Source organism: Chryseobacterium sp. 7, from assembly GCF_003663845.1.
Classification (GTDB): domain Bacteria; phylum Bacteroidota; class Bacteroidia; order Flavobacteriales; family Weeksellaceae; genus Chryseobacterium.
Window position 1 is genome coordinate 1,119,732 of sequence record NZ_RCCA01000001.1, and the last position, 13,334, is coordinate 1,133,065.

At 35.6% G+C, this 13,334-nt stretch carries 12 protein-coding genes; 5 read left to right on the plus strand and 7 right to left on the minus strand.

The window, feature by feature from the left end; all coding sequences use genetic code 11:
- Window positions 1-145 precede the first annotated feature (145 nt).
- Window positions 146-706, plus strand: a complete 561-nt coding sequence (locus CLU97_RS05245; RefSeq protein WP_121486989.1) for an RNA polymerase sigma factor — start codon at window positions 146-148, stop codon at window positions 704-706.
- A 182-nt stretch (window positions 707-888) separates the two neighbouring features.
- Here CLU97_RS05245 and CLU97_RS05250 read toward each other — a convergent pair whose 3' ends face one another.
- Complete coding sequence (locus CLU97_RS05250) at window positions 889-1,521, minus strand: hypothetical protein (protein WP_228437529.1); 633 nt, start codon at window positions 1,519-1,521, stop codon at window positions 889-891.
- Between the two features lie 115 nt (window positions 1,522-1,636).
- On the opposite strand from CLU97_RS05250, the gene lipA reads away from it, so the two are divergent.
- A complete protein-coding gene (gene lipA / locus CLU97_RS05255) occupies window positions 1,637-2,503 on the plus strand; it encodes a lipoyl synthase (protein WP_034692098.1) in 867 nt (288 codons plus the stop codon).
- A 246-nt stretch (window positions 2,504-2,749) separates the two neighbouring features.
- On the opposite strand, the gene CLU97_RS05260 is transcribed toward lipA, so the two are convergent.
- Complete coding sequence (locus tag CLU97_RS05260) at window positions 2,750-3,643, minus strand: AraC family transcriptional regulator (RefSeq protein ID WP_121486991.1); 894 nt, start codon at window positions 3,641-3,643, stop codon at window positions 2,750-2,752.
- A gap of 184 nt (window positions 3,644-3,827) precedes the next feature.
- Between CLU97_RS05260 and CLU97_RS05265 the strand changes: the two genes are divergently transcribed.
- Window positions 3,828-5,030: an MFS transporter gene (locus CLU97_RS05265; RefSeq protein WP_121486992.1), complete on the plus strand. Its 1,203-nt coding sequence runs from the start codon at window positions 3,828-3,830 to the stop codon at window positions 5,028-5,030.
- A gap of 69 nt (window positions 5,031-5,099) precedes the next feature.
- On the opposite strand, the gene CLU97_RS05270 is transcribed toward CLU97_RS05265, so the two are convergent.
- Window positions 5,100-5,480 (minus strand): STAS/SEC14 domain-containing protein, encoded by a 381-nt coding sequence (locus CLU97_RS05270; RefSeq protein ID WP_034692101.1) that lies wholly within the window; start codon window positions 5,478-5,480, stop codon window positions 5,100-5,102.
- Between the two features lie 114 nt (window positions 5,481-5,594).
- Between CLU97_RS05270 and CLU97_RS05275 the strand changes: the two genes are divergently transcribed.
- Window positions 5,595-6,800 (plus strand): NAD(P)/FAD-dependent oxidoreductase, encoded by a 1,206-nt coding sequence (locus tag CLU97_RS05275; protein ID WP_121486993.1) that lies wholly within the window; start codon window positions 5,595-5,597, stop codon window positions 6,798-6,800.
- A 32-nt stretch (window positions 6,801-6,832) separates the two neighbouring features.
- Here the strand turns inward: CLU97_RS05275 and CLU97_RS05280 are convergent, their stop codons facing one another.
- The 4 genes from CLU97_RS05280 to CLU97_RS05295 form a co-directional block, all read right to left on the minus strand.
- On the minus strand, window positions 6,833-7,414 hold the full coding sequence (locus CLU97_RS05280) for a Crp/Fnr family transcriptional regulator (RefSeq protein ID WP_121486994.1): 582 nt from the start codon (window positions 7,412-7,414) through the stop codon (window positions 6,833-6,835).
- A gap of 442 nt (window positions 7,415-7,856) precedes the next feature.
- Entirely contained in the window at window positions 7,857-9,458 is a 1,602-nt protein-coding gene (locus CLU97_RS05285) for a DUF4139 domain-containing protein (protein WP_121486995.1), read from the minus strand.
- 151 nt (window positions 9,459-9,609) lie between these two features.
- On the minus strand, window positions 9,610-10,284 hold the full coding sequence (locus CLU97_RS05290; protein WP_121486996.1) for an SIMPL domain-containing protein: 675 nt from the start codon (window positions 10,282-10,284) through the stop codon (window positions 9,610-9,612).
- A 111-nt stretch (window positions 10,285-10,395) separates the two neighbouring features.
- A complete protein-coding gene (locus tag CLU97_RS05295) occupies window positions 10,396-11,310 on the minus strand; it encodes an SIMPL domain-containing protein (RefSeq protein ID WP_183084520.1) in 915 nt (304 codons plus the stop codon).
- Between the two features lie 134 nt (window positions 11,311-11,444).
- Here CLU97_RS05295 and CLU97_RS05300 point away from each other — a divergent pair, with 134 nt between their 5' ends.
- The gene (locus tag CLU97_RS05300) at window positions 11,445-13,238 is read left to right on the plus strand and encodes a histidine kinase (protein WP_121486998.1); all 1,794 of its coding nucleotides are present in this window, start codon (window positions 11,445-11,447) and stop codon (window positions 13,236-13,238) included.
- Window positions 13,239-13,334 lie beyond the last annotated feature (96 nt).

Consider the following 13,334-nt stretch of genomic DNA (forward strand, 5'->3'; position numbering starts at 1 on the left):
AAGGATAAAAAAGCAAAAGAGCAATAGGGTAGGAATATAAAATAAGAATATCACAAAACTTTCTGGCCGGCCACTTTAACAATAGAATGGCTTAACCTTTTTATCCCTTTGTTTTTTCACCCTAAATAATCTATATTTGTTATTAATGAACGACGAACAGCTATTCCTGCTCATACAGAAGGCCAAAGATAAAGACCAGAAGGCCCAGACTAAACTCATTAATGTTTTTTGGGTGGACGTTTTCTCTTTTGTCATGAAAAAGGTGAGAGATGAAAATGATGCCGATGAAATTACCGTAAATGTTTTTTCAAAAGTATTGTCGAAGCTGGATATGTTCGATCCTCATTTTCAGTTTAAAACCTGGGTTCTTACCATTGCCCAGAATACCGTAATCGATTTTTGGAGAAAAAAGAACCGTGATAATGAAGATGCCGTTGAAAATTTGGATGAAGTTAAAAATCAATACGCAAAATCTCCGGAAGAACTTCTCATTTCTGAAGAAGAACAGAAGAAGATCATCAAAACAATAGAATCTCTGGATGCCAACTATCAGGACATTATCAAACTGAGATTTTTTGAAGAAAAAAGCATCAAAGAAATAGCCGATGAACTGGGAATTTCTGTTGCCAACACCAAAGTAAGGGTAATGCGAGCCAAAAAAGTCTTAGCCGAACTGTTAAAGAATAATGAGTTTGATGATAATTAAACTCAATAATATTCAATAGAAATGGTATTGTCATTTTGAACGCAGGCTGATAGTCTGCGAACGTAGTTCATAAATGCAGTGAAGAATCTCATAAATTTGTTCATCAGTAAGATTTTTCCTTCGTCAGAATGACAAGATTCAAAATTGGCTTTAGCTAAAACTTAAATTTTAAAATACATTGCTTAAAAATAAACCTCTTCTTTTGTTTTCGGAAGAACTATTTTCTGCTGTTTTTCCTGATTTCTGTTCTGCAGATTAATCTTTAGCCCTTTTTTAATATAAGTTTCCTTTAAAGATTTACCATATTCTGCCGTATTTTCTACCTCTTTTGAATAATTCAGCTGTCCTGTTGAAAGGTTAAAATCTACCTCTTTCCAGTAATCACCGGGTCTTCCTGAGGTTGTAGAAGTTCCTATGAGTTCAAAATGTCCGTTCTGAAATCTATATTTGTCTGTAACATCCCATTTCCAGCTGCTTCCGCCATTTTGGGAAATAATAAGAATTCCTTTTTCTATTTTCGTTTCTCCGTAAGGATCGCCCATCATGCCTCCAGCGCTGCTTTCCATAACAGCATTTCTGGATTTTTCAAGAATAGTCCATGCTCCGCCCACTTTTTTCAGGATCTGAATTTCACGGATGTTTCCCATATCTGTTGTATCCTTTGTATTGTAAATAATTACTTTTTCAGGAATTTTATCACCGTCAAGATCTCCGTCTACTGTCTCAATAATCGAAGAACCTATGGGCTGGAATTGTTTTTGGGCAAGACAAAATGTTCCGCATACCGCGAAGAAAAAGAAGAATATTTTTTTCATAAGAATATTTTGAAGACATAAATATACAAATGAAATTTGAATGATCAATTTCATCAATATATCCGGTTGATGGTTTCCATTAAAAAATCCTTAACTTTGAACTTCAATTTTAGAAATGGAAAATTCAGTTCAAGACACTACCGTTCAAAAACCAAAATGGATCCGCGTAAAACTTCCTACCGGAAAGAATTACAGAGAGCTGAGAACATTGGTTGATAAATATAAATTAAATACAATTTGCCAAAGCGGAAGCTGCCCGAATATGGGAGAATGCTGGGGTGAAGGTACAGCTACTTTCATGATTTTAGGAAATATCTGTACCAGAAGCTGTGGATTCTGTGGCGTGAAAACAGGAAAACCGCTGGATGTAAACTGGGATGAACCTGAAAAAGTGGCAAGATCCATCAAATTAATGAAGATCAAACATGCCGTTCTTACATCTGTAGACCGTGATGACCTGAAAGATATGGGATCTATTCTTTGGGGAGAAACAGTGAATGCTGTAAGAAGAATTTCCCCGGGAACCACCATGGAAACTCTTATTCCGGATTTCCAGGGACTTACAAAACATCTTGACAGATTGGTAGATGTAGCTCCGGAAGTGATTTCTCACAACATGGAAACGGTAAAACGTCTGACCAGAGAAGTGAGAATCCAGGCAAAATATGAAAGAAGCCTTGAAGTATTAAGATATCTGAAAGAAGCCGGACAAAGAAGAACCAAAACAGGGGTTATGCTTGGATTAGGTGAAACGAAAGATGAGGTTTTCCAGACTATTGAAGATATCAGAAATGCCAACGTAGATGTAATTACTCTTGGACAATATCTTCAGCCGACTAAAAAACATCTTCCGGTAAAGAAATTTATCACTCCTGAAGAATTTGATGAGTTCGGAGATTTTGCAAGAAGCTTAGGTTTCAGACACGTCGAGAGTTCTCCACTCGTAAGAAGTTCTTACCATGCAGAAAAACATATTCACTAAAATACAGACCGTTCAGAAATGAACGGTTTTTTGTTTTTTTAGGTAACAGGTGGTAGATGATAGGTAGCAGGTGGTAGGACAGAGGTTATAGGGATTAGGATTGGCAATCTTTACAATAACGGCTTGCATCATTCCCCTCCCTCGGAGGGGTGGCAAAAATTCAAAGAATTTTTGACGGGGTGGTTTATACAACACTCACAAAAATATCCACACCAGTGGGCTTTAGTCTACCTCATTAAAAATTACTTAGCAGGTAGTATCCTTTGTAATCACTCCAATCCGCCCATTAATTTCAATAGGTCTGAAATGTTTCTTCTTGAATTCTGAAGGAGTTTCTCCCGTATGTTGTTTAAATAATTTATTAAAATAAGAAAGACTTTCAAAACCTACCTGAAAACATACTTCCGTCACAGACTGATCTTTTAACAGGAATATTTTAGCCTGATTGATTCTGTAATTGTTGACAAAATCTGTAAACGTCATATTGGTCTGCTTTTTAAAATAACGGCAGAAAGCAGGTGTACTCAGACTCACAACTTTGGCCACTTCATTTACATTAGGTTTCCTGTCGTAGTTTTCGTGGATGTAGTCGTAGATGGTGCCCATTCTGATTTTATCATTCAAAAACCACTTGATCCTAGTATCCTCTTTGTTGAGTTCTTTTACTTCCGTAGAATCGGAGAGGATCTGTAGAATTTCAATTAATCCTACCAATGATTCAAAGGAGTTTTTATCTTTAAGGATCTGCATTTTTTCAACCACTGTATTTTTTGTTTCTCCGGAAAATGAAAGCCCGAGATATGATCGTTCTAAAAGGGTTTTAATATTTTCAAATTCAGGAACAGGAAGGATGATATCCTGCAGAAAGCTTTCACGCATCTGCAATACCAGCTGTTTGCATTCGGTCTGAATGCCATAGTCAAAATTAAGATGGGGAACATTGGAGCCGATCAGTAACAGATCACTGTCTGTAAACCCGGAGATATTTTTACCAACATGTCGTATTCCATTTACCACTTCCACATATACCAGTTCAATTTCCGGATGATAATGCCAGAAAAAACAGTTTTTCAGAGAAGGGGAAAACAGCTTGAATGATTTTCCTTTTTCAAACTCAATAATTTCTTTCTGGATTTTCATTTTGTTCTGATTTGATTGTTTCTGAATTTAAATTTAAACAAAAAGGTTAATATGGAGCAAATTTTTATCATTCAAAGAGGTGTGAAATTCAAACTTTCTTTCGATTTTTGCACTTTCAAAATAAAGATACCCAGTTGATCTTTTATTTTGAACGAAATTAATTCAGAAAAAAGATTTAGATACAATGAAGATTGATAAAAGAATAATACCGCTTGCTATTGGTGGTTTAGGGATAGGAACCACGGAATTTACCGTTATGGGACTGTTACCGGATATTGCAAAAACATTACAGATCACCATTCCGCAAGCCGGACATTTAATTTCTGCTTATGCCATGGGAGTAGTTATCGGAGCACCTATTCTGATTGGGTATTCCGTGAAATTCCCACCCAAAAAAGTTCTGATGGCTTTCATGATCCTTTTTACATTATTTAACGGACTTTCTGCAATTGCTCCCGGATACAACAGTATGCTGGTGATCCGTTTTATGTCCGGACTTCCTCACGGAGCATTCTTCGGAGTAGGAACCGTAGTCGCTTCAAGAATGGCAGGAAAAGGAAAAGAAGCCTTTTATATCTCCATGATGTTTACAGGGCTTACGGTTGCTAACCTCGCGATGGTACCTTTGGTCACCTACATCGGCCATACTTTCCATTGGAGATTGTACTTTGCCATTGTAGCATTAATTGGGCTTTTTGCCATCTTATTTTTAAAACTGTGGCTTCCTGCAATGGAATCTAACCAGAATACGCATTTCATGGAAGAACTTAAATTCCTGAAAAACAAACAGTCGTGGCTGGTATTGGCTATTACAGCGATCGGATTTGGAGGATTATTCACATGGTTAAGCTATATTACTCCTTTAATGACCGTTGTTGCAGGAATCAAAAGCAGCCAGATGGCATATGTGATGGTTCTTGCCGGAGCAGGAATGGTAGTCGGAAATTTGGTTGGAGGTATTGTCTCCGATAAATTGGGACCAGAAAAGACCTGTGCACTTCTGATTTTCCTGATGATGATTTCCCTTGGAGGGGTTTTCTTCCTGGCAGAATATAAAAATATTGCTCTGGTACTGACTTTCATGTGTGGTGCTTTATCTATGTCTATTGCTTCACCCATCAATATTATGATGATGAAGGCTGCCCCGAAAAGCGAAATGATGGCCGCTGCTTTTATGCAGGCTGGTTTTAATATTGCCAATGCAATGGGAGCTTTCCTGGGGGGAATTCCTTTAGAATATGGATATTCGTTTAATTATCCGTCACTGGTAGGGGTTGGTATGACTTTTATTGGAGTGGTTATCAGTGTAAGATATATGTATCTTTATGGCTCCAAAACTCAGAATGAGGAAGAAGTAACGCCAGAATGTGTATCGTGTGATAAATAAGAAATTATATACGAACATAAAAAAGAGCCTGTTTCTCACTGAAACAGGCTCTTTTTATAAAAATAACTTTTAAGCCTCTACTTCATCTCCATTTTTGCACCAGTAGAGCGCGTTATATAAATTTTCTTTAGGGAAAGACTTAAATTCTCCCGGCATCAGAACACTGAAAATACTGGTGAAATCACGTATGCCTTCTTTGTCTGTAACGATGGCTGAACGATTCCAGTTGGTAAGATTTTTCAATCCTAGCAACAAGTCTTCAAGCCATGCTCCTACGGTAAAATTATCCAGATCGGTATCCAAATACAATAAATAATTCAGTTCACCGAATTGCTCTACCTTCTCTTTTACACGCGGAATTACCAGTCTTTCAAAATCCTCTTTCGTTACTTCTCCCGTTGCATTAAATGCTGCAACATTCTCCGGAGCTTCTGGAATAATTGTTATCATAATGAATATTTTTTGGTGGTTTAGTTTAAAAAAATAACAATAATTACACCATTATTTAATGCATTATTGTTAAAAAAGGTATAAATATTGATATTTTACACATAAAATATCAATATGAATTTGAAATCGAATGAACCTTTCTGGCTTTTAAAAAACGGATTATTAGCATCTTACCCTTCATTAAAATCAAACGAAGAATGTGATGTTCTCATCATAGGTGGTGGTATTACAGGAAGTCTGATGGCTCATCAGATGATAGAAGATGGTTATAATACAATCCTTATTGATAAAAGAGAACTTTGTAATGGAAGTACCTCTGCTACTACTTCAATGCTGCAGTACGAAATAGATGTTCCTTTGTTTGAGCTGAAAGAAAAGATAGGCGAAAAAGGAGCTGTTCTGAGTTATACGGCTTGCAGTGAGGCTATTGACAAGCTGGAAAAACTTTCAAAACTGACCCGATCCAATGCTGGCTTCAAACGAAAAAAATCACTGTATTTTGCTTCAAAAAAGAAAGACGTAGAATGGCTGAAGAAAGAATACGAGGCCAGAAAACAAAATGGATTTAAAGTTCAATGGCTGGAAAAAGAGGAGATTTTAGAAAAATTTGAATTTGAAAATACCTATGGCGGAATTTTATCCCAGCAGGGAGCCAGTATTGATGCCTTTCAGTTTGCCCATGAGCTCTTCATGCACAATGTAAAGAAAGGATTGAAGATATTTGATAAGACTGAAATGGTAAAAGTAGAGGAGCATAAAGGGTTTAATCTGGTTACAGCAGACAGCGGATTCGAAATCAAAACTAAAAAAATCATTTACTGTATAGGATACGAAAGTAAAAATTTGCTGAAAGAAAATTTTGTCAATCTGAAAAGCACCTATGCCGTCGTTTCAGAAATAGATAAAGATAAGTTTAAAAATATCAGCAGCACATTAGTCTGGAATACCGATGATCCTTATCTATACATGCGTACTACCGATGACGGAAGACTTCTGATTGGAGGTGGAGATGAAGATTTTTATGATGCAGAAAAACGGGATACCATTTTGCATAAAAAAGAAAAAGAGATTCTGAAAAACCTAAACAGAATAAAGCCGGATTACCATTTTTATACAGATTTTGTCTGGGCGGGAACTTTTGGGGAAACCAAAGACGGACTTCCTTACATCGGCGAACACCCAAAATTTAAAAACTCGTATTTTGTTCTGGGATTTGGAGGAAATGGTATCACTTTTTCCATAACAGGGATGGAAATGGCTTCTTTATTTATGAAGAGTAAAAAACATCCGCTGTCAAGATATTTTAAGTTTGGAAGATAGTATTTCAAATCTCTTTTTCTTTTTTTTGAAGACTACTTATTTTGTATAAAATATCTTTTTTTCAGTCTGCTTAAAGATACCGGATGCATTCCCAAATAGGTGGCGAGGTCTTTGGATTTTACCCGTAGAATTAATTTTGCATTTTGTTGAAGCAACTGCAAATATCTCTCTTCAGGAGTTAGGCTCAGAAAAGAATAGAAGTGCCCATACATTGCCATTGCGGTATTTTTCCAATACATTAAAAGCAGCCTTCCAATATTGGGATAATCTTTAATAGTATCTTCCAGTTCAGCATAATTGAGTAAAAACATAGTCGTTTCTTCTAGTGTCTCATAGGTTACCGTAGAGGGACGGTTGAGTGCTAAAACTTCCATTGAACCATAAGGCTGATTTTCATAAACAATCCAGACCGTTTTATTATTCTTATCATAGACTCTGATTAAACCACTGAGTATTATACCTACCTGGCTTATTTGTTCTCCCCGGTGTAATACTATTTTATTCATAGGATAGGTCACCAATTGAGCCATTTCAAGCAGCTTTTCTTTATCTTTTTCAGTAAGAAAATCATTTTGTTCGAAATAGATTTTGGTGAATTCGTTCGATTTTATCATTTGTTGTTTTTGTATTGCTAATTTATGAGTTTATCCAACATTTATGTCTTAATAAATCACAAAAAAACAATAATTTATGGTGTTTTTTTGCAGCAAATTCGGGTATATTTCATTTATTAACTTTTGTTGAAAATTAATTATCATCTGTTAATAAATACTCATTATTTCACTATGTTAAGATTTTTTAATGATAGTTTATATACATTTGTAAGTATGATTAATAGAAGATTAAAGAGATGTATACAAATCAAAAAAATATTTTTTTTCATTAAGTTTTGTTTGGTTGTTCTTTGAATACAACCAGATTTATTACATGTGTTTTGCCGCTTCGCCTGAAGCGGTTTTCTTATAAAAACAAAGATCTTGTTAATAACACTAATAAAATAAAATCCAGCAAAAAAATTGCTGGACTTTTCATGTTTGATTAAAATATATTTCTAAATTATCTGCTATAATACTGGATCTGCATCTCTTTTGGATATTTCACTTCGTAAGAGAAAGTGATCTTCTCTGAACTGCCCGATCCAATGTTTTTATTCCATAAAATACTTCCGGTTTTTTCATCGGGAATTCCACCTCCAAGGTTTATTGTTTTTACCAGAATCTTAGAGTTTTCACTGATGGGAAGCTGGTCAAGAATTTCCAGTTCAATATTTTCTTTCGTATTATTTCTAATGCTGATCTGGTAAGACTCAGTTTCCCATTTATTAGCATTCATTGCTTTTTGAGATGTTTTATCTTCAAGCTTGATTCTCTTTACCGTAATTCTTTCATCCACTCCCAAAGAAATCGGGAATTCATCTTTTACATAATTGCTTGTGATATTGGTTTTTCCTATATAATTATCCTCAAAATAGATATTAGCTTCTCCATTGATGAGGTTGAGGTTTTGCCAGTTTTTCACAAAAGCCATCAGAAATACCTGATTGTTCAGCTTCGGAACCGTATGATATTTGTAGGTAGCATCAACCAGTTTTTTATCAAGAATCACATATTGTTCTTTTTCCTGGCTTACGATGGTCTGATTGTAGTTCAATTCATAAATCACATTCATCTGGCTATCTGAAACGGTAGCTACAGGAATCTGGCTTGGTTTTACAGCAACATCTTCTCTCATCTGATAAGCGTTTGCAGCTGAAATTTCTTTCTTAGATTTATATCCTGCTATTTCCATCTGAGAGTTGTAAGGTGTATATTCAGCTACATAAAGCGGAGATAAGATAGGTCTGTCCTGATTATAAGAAGGTCTGTAAGTAGAAACAAACAGTTTCACATTTTTCCAGTCCTGCCCGGTTTTCTGATAAATTTTGCCCTTATAAACCATTTCCAGCGGTTTTTTTACAGATTCCGCACGCAAATCGTAAGAAGGAATCCACCCTGCATCTGAAACGATATAACTTATTCCAAGATTCAGATTGGTTTCATGATCAGCAAGAATTTCCAGCAGAAGCTCTTTAGGGTTGGTATTTTTATGGGTTTGCTCTTCAGCAGACTGATTGTTGAGCTTGGCAATGCTTTCATCCAAAACTGTCTTCTGTTCATTTAAAAGAAATACCTGATTGTCAATTTCAAGCATTCTCTTTCTGTAAAACTCAGTAAGCTTAATCAGCTGCTCCTGCGGTGTAGATTTATCATTGGTCGAAATTTTTAAATTATCATTTATGATATGCTGTTCACCCGTCAGGTTTTTAATTTGAATATTCAGCAGGCTGACTTGCCTTTGAAGCTTTTTGTTTTCCGTTTCCAGCTTCTTTTCACTCTCTGACAATTCATCGTTTTTCAAAAAATTGCTTTGAGGCGTGATGGAAAGAAGTGTTGTATTTTTTTCAAGATTGATTTTATAGGTATTCTCATCCAGATTATTGGGAAGGTTGACAATCTTCACCATATTTCTCCCTTTTTGAAGACTCACATTCGTAGTTCCAAAAACTTTTGCCCCCTGTAGAAATACGGTGGCCTGTTTTACTTCAATTTCTTTTCTGATTTCCTGTGCTTTGAGAAAGGAAACCGAAAAGGTGATTAATATTAAAAAATAGCGTTTCATTGTTTATTATTTTGAATTTCTAAAGTAAAATTATCTCTATTTAAGGCTGTAAATTGGGAGACTTGGTGAAGCAGTAGTTTGACTTGGTGAATTTGGCAACACGCATAAAAAAAGACAGCTCCGGAGGAACTGCCTTTTTAAATCCGTTATTTTAAAGAATTTCGTATTTTGTTTTGATGCTGTATTTCAGCTTGATGTTTTCAATATTATCAAAGGAGAAATCTACCGGAGCATCAGCCATTTCCATTTGAATATTGCTTGCTCTTCCTTTATAAGCTGCAGGCATTATCATATCGCTTGTGTAGTCTTCTATCTCTACAATTTCAAGAGCATTTCCTGTTTTTTTGCCCATGCTTTCCAACAAATAATCAGCTTTTTCTTTAGCTGCTTTCAAAGCGTTGATCTTCACTGCTTTTCTGAAATCTGCAATTTTGGTATTTTTTACCTCCGCAATATTCAGGCTGCTTACCCATTTTTGGTTCAGGTCTTCAAATATTTTGCTAAGACTTGATTTTGTACTGGCTTTAAACTGATAGTTCTTAGAAAACTTGGCTGTTTTAGAATAGATATTCTGATACATAGATTTGAACTTGATATCCTCGTTTTTTACTCCCGCATTCTTTAAGATGTCAAATAATTTCTTTTCATTGTCTGCCAGATCGTTTTTATTATCAGCTTTTATCCCGATGCTGAAGATAATTTCATCCGGTTCTACTTCCATTTCGGCAACGCCTGTTACTTCAATAGCATTTTTCTTTACTTCCTGAGCATTTACAAAGCTTCCAAGAGTTAAAATTCCGATTAATAAAAAATGTTTCAATTTCATAATTTCCTGTTTTAAATTTTTAATTCTGATGTAAAATTACGCAGATCAGTTACCGGAATCCGGGAGACTTGGTGAAATGGAGCTTTCACTTGGTGAGTCTTGAAAAATGGTTTACTTCTCTTTATTTTTCTTCAGATCATACTTTACGCTGAGGTTCATAATATACTGTATGCCCACTTCAGGATCGGAGTTATTGATGACTTTATCAAAACCTGTATAATCTGTTCCATCATAATAAAAGGTCTTTAATTTCCTTTCTTCTTTTTTGATATATCGGGTGTCATATCCATAGGTGACACTGGCACTTTCAAGAGCAGTGTAATTCTGATATTGGGTTTTTGGGAAAATATAAGTAAAGCCTGAAGTGGCTGTAGGCTTGCCGATAATTTCCTTTTTAAACAAACTAAAATAGTTTTCCTTCTTTTTGTCAAAAACAGCATACGCCTCTTTGAGAAGGTCTTCTTGGATTTTATCAATATCATTGCTGATATAATCTACTTTAATAATATCATAAATCTGGAAGTCTGAAGCTTCAGAAATCAGTTTTTCAATCATTGAGTGCTTGTTTACTGTAATAATGATATTTTTCTTGGTTTCGAAACCATCCATTTTCTGAATGGTTACCTGAGTGTCTTTATTAATGTCATAATCATAGATTTTCGTCTGCGAGATAAAATCCACAAAAATGTCATCGTTTTTGATGCCCATTGATGATATCCTTTTTATAAAACCATTGATTCTCCTGTTGATATTTTCGATGGCAACTTTAGGCGTTGTAGCCTCTTCATTCAACCCTAAAGTAAGTTTATAGCGGTCTGCAGTTTTGTTCATTAATACTTTTACACTGACAACCAACGTAGAGTCATTCGTGAAATAACTATTGGAATTGTTGAATTCTGGGAGGTTTCTGAGAGGAGTATAGTCATTATTTTTGTCTCTGTAAATCTGGTTTCCTCCTACCTGTGCTTTGGAAAGGCTTAAAAAAGAAGCCATAATGAGTAAAAATCCTAATGCCTGTTTTTTCATGATTTTTAAATTTGAATTATTTTGCCACAAACTTAGCCTTACGCTCATAGGGTCAATGACTAAACTTGGTGAAAGGGAAACTTCACTTGGTGAATAGTTTTTGAGCAGACTATATATATGTATATCTTTGTTTTATGAAAATGCTTAAACTCTTTACGCTCTTTTTACTGACGCTTTGGGGAAGTACAATCTATTCTCAAACTACCAATAACAGCACTGCTGCTGTGGAAGAAGTGCAGGTAGAAACAAAGAAGCTGAAAAAAGCAATGGATACGAAGAATGAACCCGCCCAGGCAGATTCATATTATAACATTGGGGAAACATTTTTCAATGGCGGAAACTTTCCCAAAAGTGAAGAGTATTATACAAAAGCAAAAAATCTGTATGAAAAACTCAACGACAAACCCAATATTGAAAAAGCAACCCGCAGATTGGCCCAATCACAGGAAAAGCAGAACAAAATAACACCTGCTATCAGTAACTATGGCAGAGCGGCACAAATGGGCTACAGTGAAAAAAGTAAAGCGGTGAACTCTAATGATGTGGCAAGACTTTCTTCTCCTACACCCGAACTTAAGGCGGAAGCCATCCAGAATAATATCAATCTGAATAAAAAAGAAAACGAACAGGGTGATCTTGCAGAAAGCTACAGCCAATTGGCAGATGTGAATTTAAAACAGAAAGACGTTTCCAGTGCTGAAGAAAATCTGAATACAGCTTATAAAATTTCTAAAAAAGAAGCTCCTCAGCAAGCTCTTGCTATCAATCAGAAACTGGCTGATCTTTATGTCGAGAACAAAAACTATGATAAAGCTATTGAAGCTAAAAAGAAAGTGCTGAAGGAAGATTTTGTAAAAGAAAATTCACAGGAAAAGGTCAATCAGATTCAGGAGCTGGCAGATATTTATATTAAAAAGAATGATCCTAAAGAAGCGGTGGACCTGTTGAAAAATGCCTACGGAATTGCTTTAGACAAAGGTCATACACTGGAAGCGCAGAAAAGTGTAAAAAAACTGGACAGCCTTTATGCGATTTCAGGAAATGTAGATGCATCAGTTCAGCTGTACAGAGATTTTTTGGGAAAACTTCCGAATCTTGTTTCAAAAGACAGAAGTCTGGTAGATAATAAAATTCTGGAAGATACGGAACAGCGAATTTCACAGCTGGAAAAAGAAAAAGAGCTTAAAGACGAGCTTATCAGAAAGAAAAATCTCTTTAATTATGGTCTGATCGGAGCTTTAATTCTTTTAACCGGATTGATTGTTTTTATTTTCAGAACGCTGAAAAAAGTTCAGAGCAAAAATAAGAAAATTGCCCTGCAGTCTTTGCGTAGAGAAATGAATCCGCATTTTATCTTTAACAGTTTAAATAGTGTCAATCACTTCATCGCAACCAACAATGAACTGGAAGCGAATCAGTATCTAACCAAATTTTCGAAGCTGATGCGAGGAGTGATGGAAAATTCTACCGAAGATTTTATTCCTTTTCAGCAGGAGCTTGATCTTCTTCAGAACTATCTTGCTTTGGAAAAAACACGGTTTGCAGATAAATTCGATTACGAAATTGAAGTAGATGAAAGCCTGAATATGCAAAATCTCCAGGTTCCGGGAATGCTTATACAGCCGTTTCTGGAAAATGCGGTTTGGCACGGACTCCGCTACAGAGCAGATAAAGGATTTTTAAAATTAAGCTTCGGGAAAAATGAATCTTATCTGAAAATCCTTATCGAAGACAACGGAATAGGAATAGAAGAAAGTAAAAAGCAGAAAACACAGCACCAAAAAACGAGAGAAGGCAGAGGAATGAAAAATACACTGGAAAGAGTTCAGCTTCTGAACGATCTCTACAAAAAAGATATCAGCTGCTCTGTAAAAGATAAAGAAAATAACAGCGGTGTTCTGGTAACAATCCAGCTCAATCTGGGATAGACTGAATCCAGGCGGGTTATTATTATAAATTAGTGAAGATTTAGGTAAATAAAAAGGCATATGCTTTGTATGGTTTGAGTCTGATTGTACGATTGG